Raw genomic sequence first — 21,608 nt, forward strand, 5'->3', positions numbered from 1 at the left:
GCCAAGCAATGCCCCCTACGTCCAGCCCCCTGCACAATCACTTGTTGGCCGCGCTTTCGGCAGAAACGTTCGGCCGCCTGCAACCGCACCTGGAACGCAGCAACCTGCCGCTCGGCAAGGCGCTCTACGAGTCCGGCGACACCCTGCGCCATGTCTACTTCCCAACCGATGCAATCGTCTCGCTGCTGTATGTGATGGAGAACGGCGCCTCAGCGGAAATCTCGGTGGTGGGCAATGAAGGGCTGGTCGGCATCGCCGTGTTCATGGGCGGCGAGAGCACCCCCAGCCGGGCGATCGTGCAAAGCGCTGGGCATGCCTACCGCCTGCCCGGGCAGCGCCTGAAGGACGAGTTCAACCGTCATGGCGAGCTGATGATGCTGATGCTGCGCTACACCCAGGCGCTGATTACCCAGATGGCGCAGACGGCGGTGTGCAACCGGCATCACTCCATCGACCAGCAACTGTGCCGTTGGCTGCTGCTATCGCTGGATCGGCTGCCGGGTGACCGGCTGTGCATGACCCAGGAGCTGATCGCCAACATGCTGGGCGTACGTCGCGAGGGGGTGACCGATGCCGCTGGCAAACTCCAGCGGCTGGGGGTGATCGAATACAATCGAGGGCACATCCGGGTGCTCGACAGGGCGCACCTGGAACAGCTCAGCTGCGAGTGCTACGCCGTGGTCAGGAAAGAGACCGAGCGCCTGCTCCCCTATCTGCCACAAGCACGCCCCACCGTTTAGCTAAGGGTCACGGATAACAGGCCTATGGCCCAATGCTGTCCACTCAAGATCGCCAACGCCGCTCTGCGGCCCTTTCGCGGCACAAGGCCGCTCCTACAGTGTCCGCGTGAGGCCTGTACATGTTGGCTTGCGCGGTCGTTGTAGGAGCGGCCTTGTGCCGCGATGGGCTGCGAAGCAGCCCTAAGTGAGCAGCATTAGCCTATGGCCTTATCTTCTGCTGTGGCTGATAGCTGTAGCGCTCAGCCGCCGAGGCTCTGGAGGGGTCGGGACGACCTGAACCTTTTTCGCTTTCCCTGGGCGACTCGTCGAGGTAGTCATCGCGATCTTCGGGTCGAGAACGCTTGACGTCCTCGCTATCGTCTTCATCTTTCCCGGTTGGCCAGTCTTCGTCTTGCCCAGGTTCGACACCCGTGGCATCGACATCTGTGAAGCGCTTGCCAGTGGTCATACGCACCTCTCAATGCTCAGAAGTCCTGAGCTAAGACGAGTGTGCGCCTTCCAGGCTCAGCGCAGTTTTATATCGGACCAGTTGCCGTCGCGGCATTTGTCGCGCGCGCGTGTTGCAGGGCCGCTAGGCATGTATATATGATAAGCATTATCGTTTGCAGTAATGACTCACCTGGCGGCCGCACACCATGCTCCCTTCCTCTGATCCCCTTTTGTGCGATGTCGCGCTGCTCTACCGCCAGCAGCACAGCTGGTTGACGCGCTGGCTCAGGCAGCGCCTGAATTGCTCGCAAAGCGCAGCGGACCTGGCCCAAGACACCTTCATCCGGCTGTTGAACAAGGAGCAGGTGCCGCAACTGCATGCGCCGCGTACCTTTCTGGCCAAGGTGGCGCAAAGCGTGTTGTGTAACCACTACCGGCGGCAAAAGCTCGAACGCGCCTACCTTGAGGCGCTGGCGATGCTGCCTGAGCCGGTGGTGCCAAGCCTGGAGACCCAGGCGATCCTGCTGGAAACCCTGATCGCCCTCGACGCGGCCCTCGATGGCTTGGAGCGCCCGGTGCGCGAGGCGTTCCTGTTGTCGCAGGTGGATGGCCTGGGGCACACCGAAATCGCGCAACGGCTGGCCGTGTCGGTCACCACGGTCAAGCGCTACATCATCAAGGCAGGTGCACTGTGCATCATGCTCGACCACAGCCTGGACCTGCCATGAACGGCCAGGGCGCAACGTCGATCCCGGGCGAGGTGGCCGAGCAGGCCATGCACTGGCACCTCGAACTGCAAGAGCCGGCCGTCAGTGCCGCCACCCTGGCCGCCTGCATGAGCTGGCGCCAGGCGCACCCGCTACATGAACATGCCTGGCAACGGACACAAGTGTTTGCCCAACGCCTGCGCGAAATGCGCAGCCCGGGCCAGCGCCCCTTGGCCCATGCGGCGCTGCGGCCGCAGCAGTCGCGGCGCACTGCGCTCAAGCAATTGTCGCTGCTGATGGCCGCAGGCGCAGGGGCCTGGTACTTGAAGGACGCCGCGCTGGTACAAGACTGGCGCGCTGATTACCACAGCCGCATCGGCGAGCAGCGGCGCCTGACCCTGGCCGATGGCACCCAGGTACAGCTGAACACCGACAGCGCCCTCAATGTGGCATTCGACCAGCAGGCACGCCGCCTGAGGCTGCTGCGCGGCGAGATGCTGATCACCCGCCCCGCCCTCGCCGATAGCCGCCCACTGTGGGTAGACACCGAGCACGGCCGCCTTGAGTCGACGCTGGCGCAGTTCAATGTGCGGCTGCACGGCCAACACACCCAGGCCACCGTGTATCAGGGCAGCGTGGCGCTGCAACCAGCCCTGCATGCCTACCCGCCCATCCTGCTGGGCGCCGGTGAACAGGCCAGTTTCAACCAGCAGGGCTTGCTGGCGCGGCAGGCCGTGGCCGCTGTCGCCCCCGCCTGGAGCCAAGGCATGCTGGTTGCTCAAGGCCAGCCCCTGGCTGCGTTTATCGAAGACCTGGCCCGCTATCGCCGCGGACACCTCGCCTGCGACCCGGCCTTGGCCGGCCTGCGTGTATCCGGCACGTTCCCGCTGGAAAACACCGACAAGATCATTGCTGCCGTGGCAGAAACCTTGCAGTTGGAGGTGCAGCATTTCACCCGCTACTGGGTGACATTGAAGCCGCGCATGGCCTGACGCAAAAAAAGTTGCGCAGGGGTGGTCCGATTTCGCGCCTCACGAGACTTAACCCTCAGCACTTCAAATCAATGGGGGAACACTTGTGAATCACACCGCACGCAAACGTCAGGGCTGGCAACGCTCAGTCTCGCAGAAACTCGCCGGCGCCGTGGCCCAGGGCATCGCTTGCATGGGCGCAAGCGCCCCGCTGCTGCTGATGCCCGCCTGGGCCACGGCCGCCGCACAGGCGCAGGCAGACTTCGACATCCCCGCAGGCCCCCTGGCGCCGGCATTGGCCCACTTCGGCCAGAGTGCGCACATTCTGCTGTCCTACCCCACCGCATTGACCGAGGGCCGCAGCACTTCCGGGCTTGCTGGCCGCTTCGACATCGACCAGGGCCTGGCGATACTGCTCGCCGGCACAGGGCTTGAGGCCAGCCGCGGCGCCAACGGCAGCTACTCGCTGCAAGCCAGTGCCAGCACAGCCGCCCTGGAGCTGAGCGCGGTGTCCATTTCTGGCAAGGCGCCAGGCTCGACCACAGAAGGCACCGGGCTCTACACCACCTACTCGTCGAGCAGCTCGACGCGCCTCAACCTCACCCCACGCGAGACGCCACAATCGCTGACGGTGATGACCCGCCAGCGCCTGGACGACCAACGCCTGACCAACCTCACCGACGCACTGGAAGCCACCCCAGGCATCACCGTGGTGCGCGATGGCCTTGGCTCGGAAAGCGACTCGTACTGGTCGCGCGGCTTTGCCATTCAGAACTACGAGGTCGACGGTGTTCCGACCAGCACCCGCCTGGACAACTACTCGCAAAGCATGGCGATGTTCGACCGTGTCGAAATCGTGCGCGGCGCCACCGGCCTGATCAGCGGCATGGGCAACCCTTCGGCGACGATCAACCTCATCCGTAAACGCCCGACTGCCGAGGCCCAGGCCAGCATCACCGGCGAGGCCGGTAACTGGGACCGCTACGGCACAGGTTTCGACGTGTCCGGGCCGCTGACCGAAACCGGCAACATTCGCGGGCGCTTCGTCGCCGACTACAAAACCGAAAAAGCCTGGATCGACCGCTACAACCAGCAGTCGCAGCTGATGTATGGCATTACCGAATTCGACCTCAGCGAAGACACCTTGCTGACGGTGGGCTTCAGCTACCTGCGCAGCGACATCGACTCGCCCCTGCGCTCCGGCCTGCCCACACGCTTCTCGACCGGTGAGCGCACCAACCTCAAACGTTCGCTCAACGCCGCGCCGGACTGGTCCTACAACGACCACGAGCAAACCAGCTTCTTCACCTCTATCGAACAGCAACTGGGCAACGGCTGGAGCGGCAAGATCGAGCTCACCCATGCCGAGAACAAGTTCGACGAGCTGTTCAACTTTGCCATGGGTGAGCTGAACCCGGATGGCAGCGGCCTGTCGCAGTTGCCGGTGCGCTTCTCGGGCACGCCGCGCCAGGACAACCTCGACCTGTACGCTACCGGGCCGTTCAGCCTGTTCGGCCGCGAGCATGAACTGATCACCGGCATGACCCTGTCCCAGTACCGGGAAAACACCCCGAGCTGGGGCGGCTGGCGCTATGACTACGCAGGCTCGCCCGCTGGGGCCATCGACAACCTGTTCAACTGGGACGGCAAGTCGGCCAAGCCGGCCTTCGTCGAAAGTGGCAAGTCGTCGATCGACGAAGACCAGTATGCGGCGTACCTGACCTCGCGTTTCAGCATCACCGACGACCTCAGCCTGATCCTCGGCAGCCGCCTGATCAACTGGAAACGCGACACCTCGGACCGGCCTTATGGCGGCGAGGAAACCGAAGTGAATCGCGAGGAAAACGGCGTCTTCATCCCCTATGCCGGCGTGGTCTACGACCTGGACGACACCTGGTCGCTGTACGCCAGCTACACCAAGATCTTCAACCCGCAAGGGTCGTGGGTCACCGACGAGAGCAACAAACCGCTCGACCCCATGGAAGGCGTAGGCTACGAGCTCGGCATCAAGGGCACTCACCTGGATGGCAAGCTCAACTCCAGCCTCGCGGTGTTCAAGCTGGAGCAGGACAACCTGGCCATCTGGCAACACGACAACGTCTACAGCGCCGAACAGGACACCACCTCCAAGGGCATCGAGCTGGAGCTGAACGGGGAACTGGCCGAAGGCTGGCAAGCGTCGGCCGGTTACGCCTACTCGGTCACCACCGATGCCGACGACCAGCGCATCAACACCAACCTGCCGCGCAACAGCTTCAAGACCTTCACCAGCTACCGGCTGCATGGGCCGCTGGACAAGATCACCATCGGCGGTGGGGTGAACTGGCAGAGCAAGGTCGGCGCCGACCTGCATACCTTCAGCCAGGGCAGCTACGCGGTCACCAACCTGATGGCGCGCTACGACATCAACCAGCACTTGAGTGCGTCGGTGAACCTGAACAACGTGTTCGATCGCGAGTACTACAGCCAATCGGGCTTGTACGGGGTTTATGGTACGCCGCGCAATGTGATGACCAGCTTCAAGTACAGCTTCTGAACCCAGTGAAGCCGGGGCGCAAAAGCGCCCCCGGCTTCAGCTAGTCCGCAATCACTACCACCTCTTTCAAGCGCTCGCTCGCCGGCGCCGGGCGCCCGTACAGATACCCCTGAAAATGCGAGCAGCCCTCCGCTGCCAGCCGCCGCATCTGCTCTTCCGACTCCACGCCCTCGGCCGTGGTCTTGATCATCAAGCTGTTGGACAAATCGGTAATGGCCCGAATGATCGACATCGCCTCACGGCTGTCGCACATGTCGTGCACGAACGACTTGTCGATCTTGATCCGGTCGAACGGGAACGAGCGCAGATACCCCAGCGACGAATAACCCGTGCCGAAGTCATCCAGCGAAATGGAAACGCCCAGGTCTTTCAGTGCCCGCAGGGTGCGCACATTTTCTTCACTGTTGCCCAGCAACACCGACTCGGTGATCTCCAGCTCCAGGCGCCGCGCCGGCAACCCCGAGTCGGCCAGGGCCAAGGCCACGGTGTGGACCAGGTTGGCATTCTTGAACTGCACCGGTGACAGGTTGACCGACACCGTCTGCTCGCTGTCCCAGCTGGCCGCCTCCTGGCAGGCCAGGTTCAACGCGCGGATGCCCAGTTCATGGATCAGCCCGGTCTCTTCGGCGATGGGGATGAAGTCCATGGGCATGACCATGCCGCGGGTCGGGTGCTCCCAGCGCAGCAGCGCCTCGTAGCCCGTCACGCTGCTGGTCTGCTGGTCGACCACTGGCTGGTAATGCAGCTCCAGTTGGCCCAGGTGCAACGCCGTGCGCAGGTCGGTTTCGACCAGGCGGCGCTGGCGGGCGGCGACGTCCAGCTCGACGTTGAAGCACTCGTAGCGGTTGCGGCCATTGCGCTTGGCCTCGTACAAGGCCATGTCGGCATAGCCGAGCAGTTGCTCCGCCTGGTCGTTGTCGTCCGGGGCGATGGCCACACCGATACTCACACCCACGGTGAACTGGTGCCCCTCGATCTGAAACGGCGGGCAGATCGCGTTGATGAGGCGCTGGGCGGTGTTGCACGCGGCATCGCGGCCATCCAGGCCGGTGAGCACCACGGCAAACTCGTCGCCGCCCAGGCGGGCCAGGGTGTCGTGCTCGCGCAGTTCGCGCCGCAGGCGCTTGCCCAGGGCACGCAGTAGCTTGTCGCCGAACGCATGGCCGAGTGAATCGTTGATGTTCTTGAAGTTGTCCAGGTCCAGGCACAGGGCTGCGGTCAGCTTGGCATTCTCGTCACCGCGCACCAAGGCTTGGCGCAGGCGCTCATGGAACAGCGTGCGGTTGGGCAACCCGGTGAGGGCGTCGTGGTGTGCCATATGGTGGATCTGCGCATGGGCGGCCAACTCTTCGGTGGCATCTTCGGCCACGAACAGCACGTAGTCGGCCTGGCCCTCGCGGTTCTGGCTGAGCAGCGTACGGCTGCGCAGGGTGCGTGGGCCACGCAGGGTGTCGACCCGGGTCTCGGCGGCGTAACCTTTGCTGCTGCGCGCGCCACGGGCGAGCTGCTGCTCCAGGTACTCGGCAGCGGCCGGCGCCAGGCTGTCGGCGGGCCGTTGCCCGATCATGCGCGTGCCTGGCCCACCGAACAGGCGCTCGGCCTGCTGGTTGGCCAACAGGATGCGTTGGCTCTCCAGGTCCTGCACGATGACACTGGCGGGAATGTTGGCAATCACCGAGTCGAGAAACTGCGACAGCTTGGCCATTTCCTGGCTGTACTGCTCGGCCAGTTCCTTGGCCTTGAGCAGTTCCAGCTCCTGGTGGTGGCGTTCGGAGATGTCACGGGTGACCTTGGCAAACCCCACCAGGCGGCCGTCATCGTCGTGCACCGCGTCAATCACTACATGCGCATGGAACGCCGAGCCATCTTTGCGCAGGCGCGAGCCGACCTCTTCGAAACGCCCTGTGCATCGCGCCTGTTCAAGGTTGTATTCGGGCAGCCCGGCAGCCCGTTCGGCATCGTTGTAGAACACCGAATAGTGCTGGCCGACGATCTCGTCGGCATGGTACCCCTTGGCCCGCTGGGCGCCGGGGTTCCAGTTGGCGACGATGCCTTCGGGGGTGAGCAGGTAGATGGCATAGTCCACCACGCTCTGGATCAAAAACCGGTACATGATGTCGGGGCTTGCGACTAGCGACATGAAATTAACCTGAACCTTCGACGGGTACGAAAAGGAACCCCGGCAGTTGCGCGGTGGGGTCTTGTACAGAGGTAGTGGCATTATGCCGCCCACCTGGATTTTGTGAAGTGGTTCACAAAATTTTGCTGCACGGTTCTTTGGTGTTTGAAGGTTTGGAGGCGGCTAGGTGCTTGTCTTGGGTTTGGAGGTGGTGCATAGATCGAGCGCCGCGGGGGCGGCGCTCGATATCCGCCCCACCTCCAAACCCGAGACAAGCACCTAGCCGCCTCCCCTCTATCTCCCGACGAACAAACCGCAATCATCCCTGACCATTGATCAATACCTGATCATCACCGACTTGAGCTCGGTGTAATCCTCGATGAACGCACTGCCAAACTCGCGCCCGACCCCCGATGCTTTGGTCCCACCAAACGGCACCGCAGGGTCGAGGAAGGTGTGCATGTTGACCCAGACCGTGCCCGCCTCGATCTGCGGAATCAACCGCAGCGCCTTGGACAGGTCATTGGTCCACAAGCTCGCGGTCAAGCCATAGGGGCTGTCGTTCATCAACGCCAGCAGCTGCTCCTCGTCATCGAACGGCAGCACACAGACGATCGGGCCGAAGGTTTCCTCGCGCAGCAACGGGTCGTTGGCATCGTTCGCCAGCACCACCGTGGGCTCGACGAAATAGCCCGGCCGATCGAGCGCCCTCGCCCCGCAGATCACCGTATTGCTGGCACGCGCACGCGCGAAGAAGCCAAGAATCTTCTCAAAGTGCGCAGCATTGGCCAGGGGGCCGAACTGGGCCTCGGGGTCCAGTGCCGAACCTATCTTCAACTGCCCCAGTGCCTCCCCCAGCTTGCGGGTGAAGGCCTCGACCTTGCTGCGGTGCACATACACCCGCTCCGGTGACGCACACACCTGGCCCTGGTGCACAAAGGCCGTTTGCAGGATGCCCGCCACAGCGCTGTCCACATCCACATCGGCCAACAACGCTGCCGGGTTCTTGCCGCCCAGCTCCAGCGTGGCGCGGGTCAGGTTGGCCGCCATTGCGGCCTTGCCCACGGCGATACCGGTCGGCACCGACCCGGTGAATGCCACCTTGGCCACCTGCGGATGCTCGATCAACCACTGGCCCGCCTGCCCGCGCCCGTTGACCACGTTGAACGCACCCGCCGGCACCCCCGCTTCCACCGCTAGCTCAGCGATGCGTAGCAGCGTCAGCGGCGTGAATTCGCTGGGCTTGACCACAATGGTGCAACCGGTCACCAGGGCCGAGGCGATTTTCCAGATGCCGATCATCACCGAAAAATTCCACGGCACGATGCCTGCCACCACACCCACCGGCTCGCGCAAGGTGAAGGCGGTATAGCGCTCGCCGCCGAATGACGGCAGCGACGGGGTCATGGTCTGGCCGGTGATCTTGCTTGCCCAACCCGCGAAGTAACGCAGGAAGACTACACTTTGGGCGATCTCCAACCCGCGCGAGAGGTTGATCGACTTGCCCGAGCACAGGGTCTCCAGCTGTGCCAGCTCCTCGGTATTGGCCTCGATCAGGTCGGCCAGGCGGTTGAGCACCACGCCTTTCTGATAGGGCGAAACCTGCGCCCAACTGCCCTTGAAGGCTTGCCGAGCGCTGAGCACCGCACGCGCCACTTCCGCCTCGCTGGCCTCGGCGACACGGCTGATGACGGCGCCGCTCGACGGGTCGTGAATGTCGACCGAAGGCCCCGCTTCACCCGCCAGGTACTGGCCATCGATGAAATGGCCGTGGGGCCTGGCGAGGAACTCGACCACGGCAGGTAACAGCTGGATATCGCTCATGAGATGACTCCTGGAGGGCAGCGCAAAAGTAGGTGCGGGCCGATCTTCAGGCCCTTGCCCACCCGCCTGCCAGCCCCGAAGGGCGTTTTGTCAGGGAGCCTCAAGAGAATGTCACGCTGGCCAAATCACCACCACGGCCCAGGCGGCACACTGCGATCACTGCGATTTCTGCATAATCCATAACAACATCGGAGATAGCCAATGCGTCGCGTAGACAGGCTTAGCATCTCGGCAGCCCTGGCCTTGGCCCTGGCCGCGAGCACAAGCGCGGTGCGGGCCGACCTGCCCGCCGAAGAGATCGGCCAGAACAGCCTGCCGTTCCCGCCGGACCCACACCGTGTGTACATCCTCGATGTGGACTTCAAGAACCCCATCGCCGGCAAGGTGGTGGTGGTCGACCCCAAGGCCAAACGCATGCTCGGCATGACCACCAACGCCTTTGTCGCCCCCACCGCGCTGAGCCCGGACAACCGCACCCTGTACTCGGCCAACCTGTTCTACTCGCGCGGTACCTACGGCGAGCGCACCGACGTGCTGGTGGCCTGGGACACCCAGACCCTGCGCCCGCAATGGGAAGTGGTGCTGCCCACCAAGCGCGCCTCGACGCTCACTGAGAAGTACGCCATGGGCGTCAGCGCCGACAGCAAGCTGGCCTACGTCTTCAACCTCACGCCGTCGACCTCGGTGACCGTGGTCAATACCCAGACGCACAAGGTCGCCAGCGAAGTCGCCATCAGCGGCTGCGTGCTCAACTACCCGGTCGGCAAACGCAGCTTCGCCTCGCTGTGCGGTGACGGCCAGCTATTGGTGGTGACGCTGGATGACGAAGGCAAAGAGGTCTCGCGCACCCAAACGCCCTTCTTCGACCCGAACAAGGTCCGCCTGAACGAGCGCGCCATCGCCAATGGCGACACCTACTACTTCACCACCACCCACGGCGAGGTGTACCCGGTGAGCTTCGAAGGGGGCAAGGCCAAGCCGCAGCCCACCTGGTCGCTGGTCAGTGACCAGGAGCGCCAGCAAGGCTGGGCACCGGGTGGCTGGCAAGCCCTGGCCCTGGCGCCGGGCCTGAACCGCTTGTATGCGCTGATGCATGACCAGCACACCGATGGCAAATGGGAAGACCCGAGTACCACCATCTGGGCCTTCGACCTGAAGACCGGCAAAAAACTCGGCACCCTCGACTCACCCAAGCCGGTCTGGAGCCTGCAGGCAAGCCATGACCAGGCGCCCATCCTGGTGGCCACCGACCTGGAAGGCGGCGTGCAGTTCTTCGACCTGACCACAGGCAAGCACAGCGGAGCCATGGACCAGATCGCCGACACACCAGTGCTTACCTTCGCCCCTTGGTAAACAGGAGACCCGACCATGCTCGACCCTGTCCTCGTGATTGCCAGCAGCACAGCCCTGGCGGCGCTGCTGGCCAGCGCCGCCAGCCACAAGCTGCGCGACCGGCGCGCCTTCAGCGCCATCGTGCGCGCCTACCAGGTGCTGCCCTCGCCCCTGGCCCCCGCCGCCACGGCAAGCCTGGTGCTGGCTGAGCTGGCCCTGGCGCTGGCCCTGCTATTACCCGCCTGGCGCGCCAGCGCAGCGCTGGGGGTAGCCCTGCTGATGGCGCTGTATGCCGGCGCCATCGGGGTCAACCTCTGGCGCGGGCGCCGCGACATCGATTGCGGCTGTTCAGGCCCCGGCGCCACCCAGCCCCTGCGCCCGGTGTTGTTGCTGCGCAACCTGGTGATCGCCGTGCTGGCCGGCCTGGCGGCATTGCCCATGGCAGAGCGCGCACTCGGTGGCCTGGATATTTTCGTGGTGATCGCGGCAAGTGCCGTGGCGCTGCTGCTTCATGTCGCGGTGGATGGCCTGCTGGCCAACCAGCCGCGTCTTGCCAAATTGACGGGGAGATAACCCATGCAACTGCTCATCGCATCGAACATTCTGCTCTGGCTGCTGCTGATTGCAGTGGCCTTCACGGTCATGGCCCTGGTGCGCCAGATCGGCGTACTGCATGGCCGTATCGCCCCGGCCGGGGCGCTGATGGTGGACAAAGGCGTAACCGTCAACGACCCCGCGCCGCAGGTGACGGCCGCCGACCGCCACGGCCGCCCGGTGAACATCGGCTACCACGGCGAGCGTTCGCAATTGCTGTTCTTCCTCGCCCCTGGCTGCCCGGTGTGCAAATCGCTGTTGCCGGCGGTCAAGTCGATCGCCAAGGACAACAACGGCGCGCTGGACGTGATCTATGTCAGCGACGGTGATTTCGCCGAACAGCAAGCGCTGATCGAAGCCAACGATTTGCAGCAGGCCACCTACGTGGTCGGCCCCGAGATCGGCATGACCTACCAGATCGGCAAGCTGCCCTACGCCGTGTTGATCGACCCGGCCGGCATTCTGCGCGCCAAGGGCCTGGTCAACTCCCGCGAGCACCTGGACAGCCTGTTCGAGGCCGTGCACCTGGGCAGCGCCAGCCTGCAGCAGTACCTGCACGGCAACCACGCGCATGGCCACGACCACGCCCACCCACACAGCGCGCAGCACTGATCGCGGAGCACACCATGAGTTTTCTCGACAAACTGTTTGAACGCTCCAGCCGCCACGTTGCCGACACCACCTCACGGCGCAAGGTGTTGGCGCGCCTGGGCTCGCTGATCGTCGCGGGCGCGGCGCTACCGGTGCTGCTGCCGATCGACCGCACCGCCAAGGCGCTGGCCGCCGAGCAACCGAAGATGGGTGACCCTGGCGACCCGACCAGCTGCGACTACTGGCGCAACTGCTCGATCGACGGCTTTCTGTGCTCGTGCTGCGGCGGCTCGATCACTTCATGCCCGCCCGGCACCGATGCCTCGCTGGTGACCTGGATCGGCACCTGCCGCAACCCGGCCGACGGCAAGAACTACATCATCTCGTACAACGATTGCTGCGGTAAGCACGCCTGCGGCCAGTGCGCCTGCTCGCGCAACGACGATGAACAGCCGTTGTATCGGCCCTTCAACAACAACGACATCAACTGGTGCCTGGGTGCGGAGTCGAAGATCTACAACTGCACCGTGACCATCATCCGCGGCGTGGCGGTATAGCGCCGTGAAGGGTTTGACGGCGCTGTTGCTTCTGTGCCTGCTGGCGCCCGTCGCCCAGGCCAGGACCCTGCCCAACCCCAACCAGCGCCCGGCTCAGGGTAACGAGGTGCCACCGGTGCCGATTGCCCAGGCCGGGTACTCGGTGCCGGTCAACTACCAGTTGCAGTGCGCCGGCTGCCACCGGGATCACGGCGAGGGCTCGGCGGCCAACGACACGCCGCGCATGCAGGGGTTTGTCGGCAACTTTCTGAGGGTACCGGGTGGGCGCGAGTTTCTGGTGCGGGTGCCGGGGATTTCACAGTCGGCGCTCAACGATCAGCAGATAGCCGATTTGCTGAACTGGCTGCTGGCGCGGGACGGGATGGCTGGCAACAGTTCACCCGAGCAATGGCCACCGTACAGCGGCGAAGAGGTGCGCCGGGTGCGCCAGAGCAGCATGCTCAACCTGCCGGATGTGCGGGGCGGGTTGATTGACGCGATGCGGGCTGAGGGGATTGTTATTGGGGATGGGCTTGGGCGCTGAAGTGTGGTTGTTTTGGTGGGGGTTCGCCATGACGGTTTTAGCGCCTGTGAGATCGAGCGCCGCCCGCGCGGCGCATCGCGACGCAAGGCCGCTCCTACATCTGTTTCGGGCCAATTATTCCTGAGGGATTGGCGCGCGGCCCCTTGGTGCCCGCCTCAATATCGCGTCGTACAAACAAGGCGGTCGCGCGCAAATGCCACTGGCCTCACTGGCCCGAAACAAATGTAGGAGCGGCCTTGCGTCGCGATGCGCCGCGCGGGCGGCGCTCGATCTCATAGGCGCTGAAAATCCCCAGCCATGCACTTCGACTGCAACATCTAGAAACACCCCTGCCCCGAAATTGATACCTCCCGACGCATCCCACCCAAGAAAATCCTCCAATCCCCCCCGCCACCCTCATCCCTAAAAATTAAATTCATTAAAAAACAAATAATTAGCAAATTAACCCCTCCACCCCCACAAATCCCAGGCCCGTTTTTTGCTTGAAATTTCAAGTGAATTGTAATGCTTTACCCACCATCCAAGAGTTCGCCCAAGCGATCCGTTCCACGTCTTACCGTGCGAGGCCCCCATGACACCAGCGACCCGTGTTTGCGACGATCACTTCCAGGCCTGGCTCAGCCAGGTCAACGAAGCCTGCGGCCACTTCAACGCCCGCAAGCTCGACGCAGGCTTCGTCGGCCAGCTCGAAAAGTGCCAGGTAGGCCAGATTTCCATGAGCATCGTCGACATGACCCACGTCCACCTGTTCCGCAGCGCCCGGGAGATTCGCGCCAGCGGCGCCGACAACTACTACGCCGTGCTGCAGATGGCCGGCACCTCGCATATCGAACACCAGGATGCCCGCATCGAGCTGCGGCCCGGCGACCTGACCCTGGTCGACGCCAGCGCCCCACTGGACATGCACTTCCACCAACGCTCACGGCAACTGTCGCTGATCCTGCCGCGCCCCCAGGTGCAGAGCGGTACCCGCGGCGTGAGCGTGGCCTGCGCAAAACGCATCGAAGCGCAAACCCCATTGGCCAGCATGGCCCGGCAGATGATGCTCGAGGCCGGCCGCACCCAACACATGGCCAACAACGAAAGCCAGGCCGTGCTCGATGCGCTGATCGCCCTGCTGCGCCCGGCCATCACCCATGACTCGGTGCCCGGCAGCCATGAACGGATGTTCCGCAAGGCCCTGGCGCTGATTGACCAGCGCATCACCTGCGAGCAGCTGACCCCTGAACTCATCGCCCACGAAGTGGGCATCTCCATGCGCAGCCTGTACCGCATCTTCGCCAAGCACGACCTGGTCATCGCCCAGTACATCCGCAACCGCCGCCTCGACTTCTGCGCCGAAAGCCTGCGCAACCCGGCGATGGACCAGAAAGTATCGTCGCTGGGTTATGCCTGGGGCTTTTCCGATTCGAGTTACTTCAGCACAGCGTTCAAGGGCCGCTTTGGCATGACCCCGGGCGAGTACCGCAAGCGTCACGCCAATTGACCCCTGTGGCGGGCCACACGCAACTGACAAGCCCAGCAAACACCCTGGCAGGCACAACAAAACCTGCCGGCCGGCACTGGCACACAATCAAACCGAACACCAACAAGAAGCAGCCCGGCGCTGCCTTACCCAGGAACCGTGCATGATGTCGACCGTCGTATCCAGCAAGTTCGTAGTGCCCTTCCTGCTTGCCGCCCTGGCCAGCCCGCTGGCCTTGGCCGAAGACTGTGCAGCCCCGCAACGCCAGCAAGGCGAACAGGTATTCGCGCGCGACTGTGCGGCGTGCCACTCGGCGCAAAAGGATGGCCCGACCCTGATGGGCCCCAACCTGCACGACGTGGTGGGCCGCACCCCCGGTAGCGTGCCAGGGGCCAATTACTCCCAGGCCATGAAAACCCGCCAGGCGGCCTGGACGGCACAAGCCATCGGCGCCTTCATCGCGCAGCCACAAGCCGCGGTGCCCGGCACCTACATGCCTTACGCAGGGCTGCCGGATGCCGGTGAGCGCCAGTCGGTGACGTGCTTCCTCGCCGGCCTCAAGTAACGCTACCTGCCCACGAAGGCCCCGCAACGGGGCCTTCTGCGTTTTCCCACCCCCTCGCATCAGCTTGGCACAACGCCAAAGGCAACTGGCAGCCAGGGCAAAAGCCCGTGCCGGGGCTTGCTTCATGATCATTGGCATGTCTTCGGAACTTCTGCCAAAAACCATGACAAAGGAAGCCAGACCATGCACCACCGCCCGTACCGCCGTACCTTGGCCGCACTCCTGGCCGGGGCTTCGCTGGGTGCGTCCGCGCACGAGCTGTACAGCGATGCCGAACGCCACCTGAACGCCAATGTGGAAGCCGTGTTCGGTGCATTCCACAGCGAACGAAGCTACGTGATTGGCCGTGACCAACCCGGCTCTACCTCCTGGCAGGAGGGCTACATCAAGTATGGTTTGAGTGCCGACCAACGCCTGGGGAGCATGGGGGCGTTGTATGGCGCCTTTGCCCTGCTCAGCTCGGCGACCTGGGGGGACGGTGACGCTGCAGGCTTCAGCGACGGCAGCGAACGCACCAGCAAGGTCGAAGATGCCTACCTGGGCTGGAAGTCCGGCAACCTGGTACCGCTGCTAGGCGAGGACGGTATCGACCTGTCGTTCGGCAAACAAATGGTCGCCGTGGGCGATGGTTTCCTGCTTCAGGGGGACTCGCTGAACGTTGGCCATGGCCTGGCCGATGGGCAGTTCAACCGGGGTGGCGCCTACTACCTGGCGGCGCGCAAGAGCTTCGACAAGACCGCCGTGCTGCGCCTGGGTGGCAGCAGCGGCTGGCGCGGCGACCTGATGTGGCTGCAATCGGACAACCGCGCCCAGGCCAACACCGAAATGCACGTCGCCACCCTGGAACACGTGGCGGACGCCGGCACGGTCGGCCTGACCTACATCGCCACCACCCATGTCGACGAGCAATACGCCTCGCCCCAGCAACTGGAACGCGACGGCATGAAAACCTACAGCCTGCGTGGCCAGGGCAATGCCGGGGTAGACAACCTGTTCCTGTCCGGGGAATACGCCAAACAGGACAAGCCCCACACCGCCACCGAGGATGCCTGGTACCTGGAAGCAGGCTGGACCTTCGCCAACCTGCCCTGGCAGCCGAACCTGAGCTACCGCTACAGCCGCTTTTCAGAGCAGTACGACACCCTGTTCTACGGCCTTGGGCGCGGGTTGGGGACGTGGTTCCAGGGCGAAGTGGCGGGCAACTATGCCGGGCCGTTCAACAGCAATGCGCGGGTGCAGAAGGTTGGCCTGGTGGTCAGCCCGAGCCCCACGCTGAACCTCGGGGTGATGGCGTTCAACTTCGATACCATCGACCGCAGGTTGGGCAATGTGGACGGGCGTGAGCTGGATATCTATGCCGAGTGGACCATCAATGATCACCTGATGGTCGTGCCCTTGGTGGGGTTGTATCAGCCGGATCGCAGTGCCGAGCAAGGGGGGACGCAGTTGGGCAGCAACAATGACAACCTGTATGGGCAGGTGGTGTTCGTCAGTACCTTTTGAGCGGGAGATTGCCGGGGCTGCTCTGCAGCCCCAGCAACAATGGCCCTACGCTCTACTCAGGCACCGGCAACGGCGCCTCGCTGTTCCACCCCGTAACCGGCCGGCTGAACAGGTTCTCGGTCTGGAAATGCGCCATGCGCCAGCGTCCCTCTTCCAACGCAAAGCGCACCGTCAACCGGGCGGCATTCAGGTGCGACGCGCCGTCGGCAAAGGTACTGGTCTGCAACATCACCCAGCGCCCAAGCCCTTCATCACCGGCCACCTCGATCACCTCGCTGGTCAGGAAGTGCACATTCAAGGCAAAGTGCGCCGGCGTCTTCATGTAGGTGGCAAACATCGCGCGGATCGCCTCGCGGCCACGGTAGCCGCCAAAGCTTTCGGCGTACTTGGCGCCCTTGCCTTCCCACACCGCCTCACGGCAGAACAACCCCGCCAGTTCATCGAGCGGTGAGCTGGCGTCCAGCTGGTCGCACAGCGCCATGTAGCGGTTCATGCAGACGCGGATGGCCTGCTGGTGTTCGAAGCAGAGCAGCCGGGCCTGCAGTTCAAGGATATCGGTCATGGCTACGCTGGCCTCAGTGCTCGTTACCGGCATACAGGTTCAGCAGCAAGCGCTCGGCCACCGCCAACAGTTTTTCGTCGGCGCCCTTGGCCGCCACCAGTTGCAGGCCGACCGGCAAGCCGGCCTCGCTGCCCAGCGGAATGCTCAACGCCGGGTGCCCCGACAGGTTGAACGGCCGCACCAGCGAGGTCATGCCCAGCACCGCCCGGGTGTCGGCGGCATCCTCCAGGCGCAGCGGGAAGTCCGGCATGGTCGGCAGGGCCAGGACGTCGAAGCTGGCCAGGGCCTGGTCGACTTCATCGGTAAACCTTCGACGCACCTCTTCAGCCTCGGCCAGCGCCGAGTCCGTGGTCTGCCCCGCTGCCGCCAGGCGCCCGGCGATATCGCTGCCGACCTTGCCGGTTTGTAGAAGGTGGCCACAGCCTTCGAACGTTTCGCGGTTAATCACCACCATGCCAGCGTCGTAAGCAGCGCCAAAATGCTTGAGCTCGACGTTGCCCAAAGGCAAGCCACTGGCCGTCAGCGCCCCGTGTACCACCTTGTGGATGGCAGCCTCGGCGGTCACCCGCAACACACCGATGCGCGCCTTGCTCGGCACCTGGGCGGGGACGAAGGTGGGGTCGATCATGCTCATGGCGCGCACCAGCATCGGCAGGCTCGCGGCGAACGGGCCAACGCAGTCGAGGCTGGTGCGCGCTGGCATCACGCCTTTGCGGCTTACCCGGCCAAACGTCGGCTTGAGGCCGAACACCCCACAGCAACAGGCCGGGACGCGCACCGAGCCGCCGGTGTCGGTACCCAGGCTGAAGTCTGCCAGGCCCGCCGCCACCGCAGCGGCCGAACCGCTGGACGAGCCACCAGGAATGCGCCCTGGAAAACGCGGGTTGGCCGCCGTGCCGGTATAGCGGTTGATCCCGGTGGTGCCAAACGCCAGCTCGTGCAGGCTGACCTTGCCGGTGAGGCGGGCACCGGCGGCCAGCAACTGGCTGACCACCTCGGCATGGCGCTCGGCCAGCGGCGCATCCTCCAACGCCTGGCTGCTGGCGCGGCTGGCGGTACCGGCGACATCGATGGTGTCCTTGACCACGACCCGGGGGCCGGTGCCGCCCAGATCAAGGGTTTCTACTATGATTGTCATTGTTGTGCAGCCCTCTTCAAGAATGGATGCCGGGCCTTTGCCCAGCCGCTAAAATGCGGGTCGATTACTTGAAATGTCAACTGAATATTCCAGTAATTCCCGACCGTTTCGCGGTAGCCAAATACGCGGAAACGGCTATGATGTCGCGACTATTTCCGCACAAGTAGTGAACCGATGAGCAACTCGAAAAACAAAGGCCACAGCCATCACGACCCGGCCAGCGATGAATTTCGCAAGGAGGATTTCCCCTTCTACTGGCTGGCCCGTGTGCATGGCCGTTACACCCAGAACATGGAGCGTCTGCTCAAGAAGATCGACCTCGACGTGCCGCGCTGGCGCGTGCTGTGGATCCTCAACGAGAACGGTGAATCGAGTATTTCCGAGATCTCCACCCATGCCATTGCCAAACTCTCGACCATCACCAAGATCGTCTACCGCATGAAAGACGATGGGCTGGTCGATACTGCGCCAAGCCCTGAGGATGGGCGCGTGACCCAAGTGCGCATCACCGAGGTCGGCCTGCAGAACATCGAGCGCATGCAGGACGTGACCCGCGAGCTATTCCAGCGCAGCTTCAAGGGGCTGACCGAGGCGCAGGTGCAGCGGCTGAACCGGATGCTGGAAGTGGTGTTTCACAACCTCGAGACACCGTGAAAGCTGGGGCCGCGTGGCGGCCCCCTAATTCAGCAGGCTTTAGAGTCCTCGCACACCCGGTGATAGGCCCGGTTGAAATACACCAGCCCATCGTCCGCCCCGCCATGGCGGATATCCTGGATCTCGCAATAGAAAATGCTGTGCGACCCCACTTCATGCACCTGGGCAATACGGCAGTCGAAGTTTACCAACGCCTCCTGCATCACCGGCGCGCCGCTTTCCAGCACGGTCCAGTGGGTGGTCGCAAAGCGTTCCTCCGTGCTCAGGTTACGGTTGGCAAACGCCCCCGACAGTTCCTGATGGGTACCGGCCAGCACGTTCACGCACAACGCGCCGTTGGCCTTGAATTGCTCGTTGGAGTAAGACGCGCGGTTCATGCACACCAGCAAGGTAGGCGGTGCGTCGGTCACGCTGCACACTGCCGATGCGGTGAAGCCGAAACGCCCTGCAGGGCCATCGGTTGTGATGACCGATACGGCGCCGCCGAGCAGCGCCATTGCATTGCGAAACTGGTTTACGTCTACCATGGTCATGCTCCTCAGATATCCAGCACCAGCTTGTTGGACTTGGCCCGCGAGCAGCACACCAGGATCTGGTCGTTCGCGGCTTTTTCGTCATCGGTCAGGTACACATCGCGGTGGTCCGGCTCGCCTTCGAGCACCTCGCACATGCACGTCCCGCAGACGCCCTGCTCGCAGGAAATATCAATCTTGATGCCGACCTGCGCCAAGGCTTCGAGAATCGTCTGCCCCTCGCCGACCTGCACGGTCTTGTTGCTGCGCGCGGCCACCACTTCAAAGCCTTCGCCACTGGCATCGACCTCGACCTGGAAGTACTCCTTGTGGATATGGTCTTCGGCATAACCCTGCCGGCGAGCCCCTTCGATCACCCAGTCCATGAAGCCGGACGGGCCGCAGGTGTACAGGTGGGTACCTGGGTTGGCAGCGCCTAGCACCGCCACCAGGTCAAGGCGCTGTGCCGGGTCTTCGTCGTCGAAGTGAGTCACTACCCGTGCGGCAAACGGCGCCGCCGCCAGTGCCTCAAGAAACGCACTGCGGCTGCGCGAGCGCCCGCAATAATGCAGTTCGAAGTCAGCGCCCTGCTGGTGCAGGGCATGGGCCATGGCGATCATCGGCGTGATGCCGATACCGCCACCCAGCAGGATCGAGCGGCGCGCCTGCGCCGCCAGCGGGAACAGGTTGCGCGGCGCGCTGATCTGCAATGCGCGCCCTTCCAGCAAGGTCTCGTGCACCCCCACCGAGCCGCCGCGTGAAGCGGGGTCTTTGAGCACGCCCAGGCGATACACCGTGGCATCGGCCGGGTCGCTGCACAGCGAGTACTGGCGCACCAGGCCAGGCGCGACGTGGATATCGACATGCGCCCCCGCCTCGAAGGCCGGCAACGCGGTGCCATCGGCACGCCCCAGGTCGAGGACGACCACGTCGGCCCCTTGGATCTCGCGCTTGCGCACGACTACGTTCAACAATTGTTCATTCATGGCCGGTGTCCCGTGTAACGACAGGAGGCGCGCTGCGCCCCCGAAAATTTCAACGCATGAACAGGCCGCCGTTCACGTCCCAGGTTGCCCCGGTGGTGAAATAGGCCTCGGGCCGCGCCAGTTGCACGATCAGGTCGCCAAGGAAGCCGGCGTCACCCAGGCGCTGCACCGGGATGTTCGCCAGCAAGCCCGGCAGGCGCTCGGCCGGTACCGCGGCATGCACCGCCGGCGAATCGATCGGGCCGGGGGCAATGGCGTTGACCGTGACACCGCGGGCGGCGAATTCCTTGGCGAAGATCTTGGTCAGGGTGATGATCGCGCCCTTGCTCGCGGCGTAATGGGCACCCGTGGCGGTGCCACCGTTCTGCCCGGCCAGCGAGGCCATGTTGATGATCCGCCCGTAACCGGCCTCGGCCAGGTGCGCGCCAAACACCTGGCAGCCGAGGAAGACGCTGCGCAGGTTGAGCCCGACCACTGCGTCGAGCTCCTCCGGGGTGATTTGCATCAGCGGCGTGGTCTTGGTCACGGCGGCGTTGTTGACCACCACGTGCAAGGCGCCAAAATGCGCCAGTACCTGGGCCAGGGCCTGTTCGAAATCGGCCTTGCTGGCGACGTCGAGCTTGACCGCCAGGGTGCGGCCGCCCTGCCCTTGCTGCGCTTGCTGCAGGTGTGCGGCGCTGGCCTGGGCCAGTGCCAGGTCGCGGTCCGAGACCACCACGTCAAAGCCCGCGGCAAGCAGTTGGGCGCAAAAGCGCTGGCCCAAGCCCTGGCCGGCGCCGGTTACCAATGCAACTTGGTTCATGGCCAGTTCCTCAAAGGATGTAGCCGATACCGGCAAGGGTATCGTCGCTGTTGATCAGGCTGATCACCTTGCGGTGGATCTTGAAACTGCCCGCCGCCCGCACCAGGGTGTAGGTCAGGTCGGCGCTGTAGTGCTTGAGGCTTTCTTTGCGAAATTCCCGCACGTTCTGCGCGCAGCGCACGGTGACGTTGACGCCGTCGTCGCTCAGCACCCGAAAGCGCGACAGCGTGCGCACGGTACGCGGTTGCGGGCTGGTGGATATCGACTCGCCGCCGATCAACCGCTGCACCCGCAGGCCGCGCATGTGGTGGTCGTCATAGGCGTAGTTGAGGGTGTTCTCGTAGTCGCTCTGCTTCGGGTCGATGGGGATGATGTACGTGCCTTTTTCGGTCCATTGGCCGAGCCAGGTGTCGTACTCGCCGTGGTCGAGCATGTCGCCTTCCTGCCAGATGAAGGCGGTGACTTCTTGCAGCAATTGCAGGTTCATAGGGTTCTCCA

General features: G+C 63.9%; 22 protein-coding genes. 13 read left to right on the plus strand and 9 right to left on the minus strand.

What is annotated here, in order from left to right; genetic code table 11:
• Nucleotides 1–8 precede the first annotated feature (8 nt).
• The gene (locus LJX93_RS16220; protein WP_033698699.1) at nt 9–740 is read left to right on the plus strand and encodes a Crp/Fnr family transcriptional regulator; all 732 of its coding nucleotides are present in this window, start codon (nt 9–11) and stop codon (nt 738–740) included.
• Nucleotides 741–939: 199 nt separating this feature from the next.
• Here the strand turns inward: LJX93_RS16220 and LJX93_RS16225 are convergent, their stop codons facing one another.
• Nucleotides 940–1,188 (minus strand): hypothetical protein, encoded by a 249-nt coding sequence (locus LJX93_RS16225; RefSeq protein WP_033698701.1) that lies wholly within the window; start codon nt 1,186–1,188, stop codon nt 940–942.
• Nucleotides 1,189–1,375: 187 nt separating this feature from the next.
• Here LJX93_RS16225 and LJX93_RS16230 point away from each other — a divergent pair, with 187 nt between their 5' ends.
• From LJX93_RS16230 to LJX93_RS16240, 3 genes are all read left to right on the plus strand, one after another.
• The gene (locus tag LJX93_RS16230; RefSeq protein ID WP_033698703.1) at nt 1,376–1,897 is read left to right on the plus strand and encodes a sigma-70 family RNA polymerase sigma factor; all 522 of its coding nucleotides are present in this window, start codon (nt 1,376–1,378) and stop codon (nt 1,895–1,897) included.
• Nucleotides 1,894–2,868 (plus strand): FecR domain-containing protein, encoded by a 975-nt coding sequence (locus LJX93_RS16235; protein WP_033698704.1) that lies wholly within the window; start codon nt 1,894–1,896, stop codon nt 2,866–2,868. Before LJX93_RS16230 ends, LJX93_RS16235 begins: the two co-directional genes overlap by 4 nt.
• A gap of 172 nt (nt 2,869–3,040) precedes the next feature.
• A complete protein-coding gene (locus tag LJX93_RS16240; protein ID WP_084213372.1) occupies nt 3,041–5,383 on the plus strand; it encodes a TonB-dependent siderophore receptor in 2,343 nt (780 codons plus the stop codon).
• 40 nt (nt 5,384–5,423) lie between these two features.
• Here LJX93_RS16240 and LJX93_RS16245 read toward each other — a convergent pair whose 3' ends face one another.
• Together LJX93_RS16245 and LJX93_RS16250 are read right to left on the minus strand one after the other, a co-directional pair.
• Complete coding sequence (locus LJX93_RS16245; RefSeq protein ID WP_033698706.1) at nt 5,424–7,523, minus strand: putative bifunctional diguanylate cyclase/phosphodiesterase; 2,100 nt, start codon at nt 7,521–7,523, stop codon at nt 5,424–5,426.
• A gap of 315 nt (nt 7,524–7,838) precedes the next feature.
• The gene (locus LJX93_RS16250) at nt 7,839–9,326 is read right to left on the minus strand and encodes an aldehyde dehydrogenase family protein (protein ID WP_033698707.1); all 1,488 of its coding nucleotides are present in this window, start codon (nt 9,324–9,326) and stop codon (nt 7,839–7,841) included.
• A gap of 201 nt (nt 9,327–9,527) precedes the next feature.
• Between LJX93_RS16250 and LJX93_RS16255 the strand changes: the two genes are divergently transcribed.
• From LJX93_RS16255 to LJX93_RS16290, 8 genes are all read left to right on the plus strand, one after another.
• Nucleotides 9,528–10,679 (plus strand): amine dehydrogenase large subunit, encoded by a 1,152-nt coding sequence (locus tag LJX93_RS16255; protein ID WP_186666466.1) that lies wholly within the window; start codon nt 9,528–9,530, stop codon nt 10,677–10,679.
• Between the two features lie 15 nt (nt 10,680–10,694).
• A complete protein-coding gene (locus LJX93_RS16260) occupies nt 10,695–11,231 on the plus strand; it encodes a MauE/DoxX family redox-associated membrane protein (protein WP_033698710.1) in 537 nt (178 codons plus the stop codon).
• 3 nt (nt 11,232–11,234) lie between these two features.
• Complete coding sequence (gene mauD / locus LJX93_RS16265; RefSeq protein ID WP_095065553.1) at nt 11,235–11,864, plus strand: methylamine dehydrogenase accessory protein MauD; 630 nt, start codon at nt 11,235–11,237, stop codon at nt 11,862–11,864.
• 14 nt (nt 11,865–11,878) lie between these two features.
• Nucleotides 11,879–12,400: a methylamine dehydrogenase light chain gene (locus LJX93_RS16270; RefSeq protein ID WP_027595339.1), complete on the plus strand. Its 522-nt coding sequence runs from the start codon at nt 11,879–11,881 to the stop codon at nt 12,398–12,400.
• 4 nt (nt 12,401–12,404) lie between these two features.
• On the plus strand, nt 12,405–12,923 hold the full coding sequence (locus LJX93_RS16275; protein WP_033698713.1) for a cytochrome c: 519 nt from the start codon (nt 12,405–12,407) through the stop codon (nt 12,921–12,923).
• A 571-nt stretch (nt 12,924–13,494) separates the two neighbouring features.
• Complete coding sequence (feaR, locus tag LJX93_RS16280) at nt 13,495–14,409, plus strand: transcriptional regulator FeaR (RefSeq protein WP_047583773.1); 915 nt, start codon at nt 13,495–13,497, stop codon at nt 14,407–14,409.
• A 145-nt stretch (nt 14,410–14,554) separates the two neighbouring features.
• Nucleotides 14,555–14,953 (plus strand): c-type cytochrome, encoded by a 399-nt coding sequence (locus LJX93_RS16285; protein ID WP_033698716.1) that lies wholly within the window; start codon nt 14,555–14,557, stop codon nt 14,951–14,953.
• A gap of 183 nt (nt 14,954–15,136) precedes the next feature.
• Complete coding sequence (locus LJX93_RS16290; RefSeq protein ID WP_227696196.1) at nt 15,137–16,456, plus strand: alginate export family protein; 1,320 nt, start codon at nt 15,137–15,139, stop codon at nt 16,454–16,456.
• A gap of 52 nt (nt 16,457–16,508) precedes the next feature.
• Here LJX93_RS16290 and LJX93_RS16295 read toward each other — a convergent pair whose 3' ends face one another.
• Together LJX93_RS16295 and LJX93_RS16300 are read right to left on the minus strand one after the other, a co-directional pair.
• Entirely contained in the window at nt 16,509–17,018 is a 510-nt protein-coding gene (locus LJX93_RS16295; protein WP_047583771.1) for a nuclear transport factor 2 family protein, read from the minus strand.
• A gap of 13 nt (nt 17,019–17,031) precedes the next feature.
• Nucleotides 17,032–18,156, minus strand: coding sequence for an amidase (locus tag LJX93_RS16300; RefSeq protein WP_033698721.1), 1,125 nt, complete (start codon nt 18,154–18,156; stop codon nt 17,032–17,034).
• Between the two features lie 174 nt (nt 18,157–18,330).
• On the opposite strand from LJX93_RS16300, the gene LJX93_RS16305 reads away from it, so the two are divergent.
• Nucleotides 18,331–18,810, plus strand: coding sequence for a MarR family winged helix-turn-helix transcriptional regulator (locus LJX93_RS16305; RefSeq protein WP_033698723.1), 480 nt, complete (start codon nt 18,331–18,333; stop codon nt 18,808–18,810).
• 29 nt (nt 18,811–18,839) lie between these two features.
• Here the strand turns inward: LJX93_RS16305 and LJX93_RS16310 are convergent, their stop codons facing one another.
• From LJX93_RS16310 to LJX93_RS16325, 4 genes are read right to left on the minus strand one after another with little or no spacing between them, the layout of a single operon-like run.
• Nucleotides 18,840–19,337: a flavin reductase gene (locus tag LJX93_RS16310; RefSeq protein WP_033698724.1), complete on the minus strand. Its 498-nt coding sequence runs from the start codon at nt 19,335–19,337 to the stop codon at nt 18,840–18,842.
• Between the two features lie 11 nt (nt 19,338–19,348).
• Nucleotides 19,349–20,308, minus strand: a complete 960-nt coding sequence (locus LJX93_RS16315; RefSeq protein ID WP_033698726.1) for a PDR/VanB family oxidoreductase — start codon at nt 20,306–20,308, stop codon at nt 19,349–19,351.
• Nucleotides 20,309–20,357: 49 nt separating this feature from the next.
• Nucleotides 20,358–21,110 carry an SDR family NAD(P)-dependent oxidoreductase gene (locus LJX93_RS16320; protein ID WP_033698728.1) on the minus strand — a complete coding sequence of 251 codons (753 nt, stop codon included), beginning with the start codon at nt 21,108–21,110 and terminating at the stop codon, nt 20,358–20,360.
• 10 nt (nt 21,111–21,120) lie between these two features.
• Nucleotides 21,121–21,597 carry an aromatic-ring-hydroxylating dioxygenase subunit beta gene (locus LJX93_RS16325; protein ID WP_227696197.1) on the minus strand — a complete coding sequence of 159 codons (477 nt, stop codon included), beginning with the start codon at nt 21,595–21,597 and terminating at the stop codon, nt 21,121–21,123.
• Nucleotides 21,598–21,608: the final 11 nt, after the last annotated feature.

The sequence above is a fragment of the Pseudomonas sp. HN2-3 genome (assembly GCF_020691745.1).
GTDB classification, from domain to species: Bacteria; Pseudomonadota; Gammaproteobacteria; order Pseudomonadales; family Pseudomonadaceae; genus Aquipseudomonas; species Aquipseudomonas capeferrum.

Excerpts from the sequence above, each read along its gene's own strand:
- feaR (WP_047583773.1), top strand. The coding sequence starts at position 13,495 with ATGACACCAGCGACCCGTGTTTGCGACGATCACTTCCAGGCCTGGCTC.
- LJX93_RS16245 (WP_033698706.1), bottom strand. The coding sequence starts at position 7,523 with ATGTCGCTAGTCGCAAGCCCCGACATCATGTACCGGTTTTTGATCCAG.
- LJX93_RS16240 (WP_084213372.1), top strand. The coding sequence starts at position 3,041 with ATGGGCGCAAGCGCCCCGCTGCTGCTGATGCCCGCCTGGGCCACGGCC.
- LJX93_RS16320 (WP_033698728.1), bottom strand. The coding sequence starts at position 21,110 with ATGAACCAAGTTGCATTGGTAACCGGCGCCGGCCAGGGCTTGGGCCAG.
- LJX93_RS16230 (WP_033698703.1), top strand. The coding sequence starts at position 1,376 with ATGCTCCCTTCCTCTGATCCCCTTTTGTGCGATGTCGCGCTGCTCTAC.
- LJX93_RS16225 (WP_033698701.1), bottom strand. The coding sequence starts at position 1,188 with ATGACCACTGGCAAGCGCTTCACAGATGTCGATGCCACGGGTGTCGAA.
- LJX93_RS16325 (WP_227696197.1), bottom strand. The coding sequence starts at position 21,597 with ATGAACCTGCAATTGCTGCAAGAAGTCACCGCCTTCATCTGGCAGGAA.
- LJX93_RS16250 (WP_033698707.1), bottom strand. The coding sequence starts at position 9,326 with ATGAGCGATATCCAGCTGTTACCTGCCGTGGTCGAGTTCCTCGCCAGG.
- LJX93_RS16255 (WP_186666466.1), top strand. The coding sequence starts at position 9,528 with ATGCGTCGCGTAGACAGGCTTAGCATCTCGGCAGCCCTGGCCTTGGCC.
- mauD (WP_095065553.1), top strand. The coding sequence starts at position 11,235 with ATGCAACTGCTCATCGCATCGAACATTCTGCTCTGGCTGCTGCTGATT.
- LJX93_RS16285 (WP_033698716.1), top strand. The coding sequence starts at position 14,555 with ATGTCGACCGTCGTATCCAGCAAGTTCGTAGTGCCCTTCCTGCTTGCC.
- LJX93_RS16290 (WP_227696196.1), top strand. The coding sequence starts at position 15,137 with ATGCACCACCGCCCGTACCGCCGTACCTTGGCCGCACTCCTGGCCGGG.
- LJX93_RS16270 (WP_027595339.1), top strand. The coding sequence starts at position 11,879 with ATGAGTTTTCTCGACAAACTGTTTGAACGCTCCAGCCGCCACGTTGCC.
- LJX93_RS16300 (WP_033698721.1), bottom strand. The coding sequence starts at position 18,156 with ATGACAATCATAGTAGAAACCCTTGATCTGGGCGGCACCGGCCCCCGG.
- LJX93_RS16305 (WP_033698723.1), top strand. The coding sequence starts at position 18,331 with ATGAGCAACTCGAAAAACAAAGGCCACAGCCATCACGACCCGGCCAGC.
- LJX93_RS16315 (WP_033698726.1), bottom strand. The coding sequence starts at position 20,308 with ATGAATGAACAATTGTTGAACGTAGTCGTGCGCAAGCGCGAGATCCAA.
- LJX93_RS16260 (WP_033698710.1), top strand. The coding sequence starts at position 10,695 with ATGCTCGACCCTGTCCTCGTGATTGCCAGCAGCACAGCCCTGGCGGCG.
- LJX93_RS16310 (WP_033698724.1), bottom strand. The coding sequence starts at position 19,337 with ATGGTAGACGTAAACCAGTTTCGCAATGCAATGGCGCTGCTCGGCGGC.
- LJX93_RS16220 (WP_033698699.1), top strand. The coding sequence starts at position 9 with ATGCCCCCTACGTCCAGCCCCCTGCACAATCACTTGTTGGCCGCGCTT.
- LJX93_RS16295 (WP_047583771.1), bottom strand. The coding sequence starts at position 17,018 with ATGACCGATATCCTTGAACTGCAGGCCCGGCTGCTCTGCTTCGAACAC.
- LJX93_RS16235 (WP_033698704.1), top strand. The coding sequence starts at position 1,894 with ATGAACGGCCAGGGCGCAACGTCGATCCCGGGCGAGGTGGCCGAGCAG.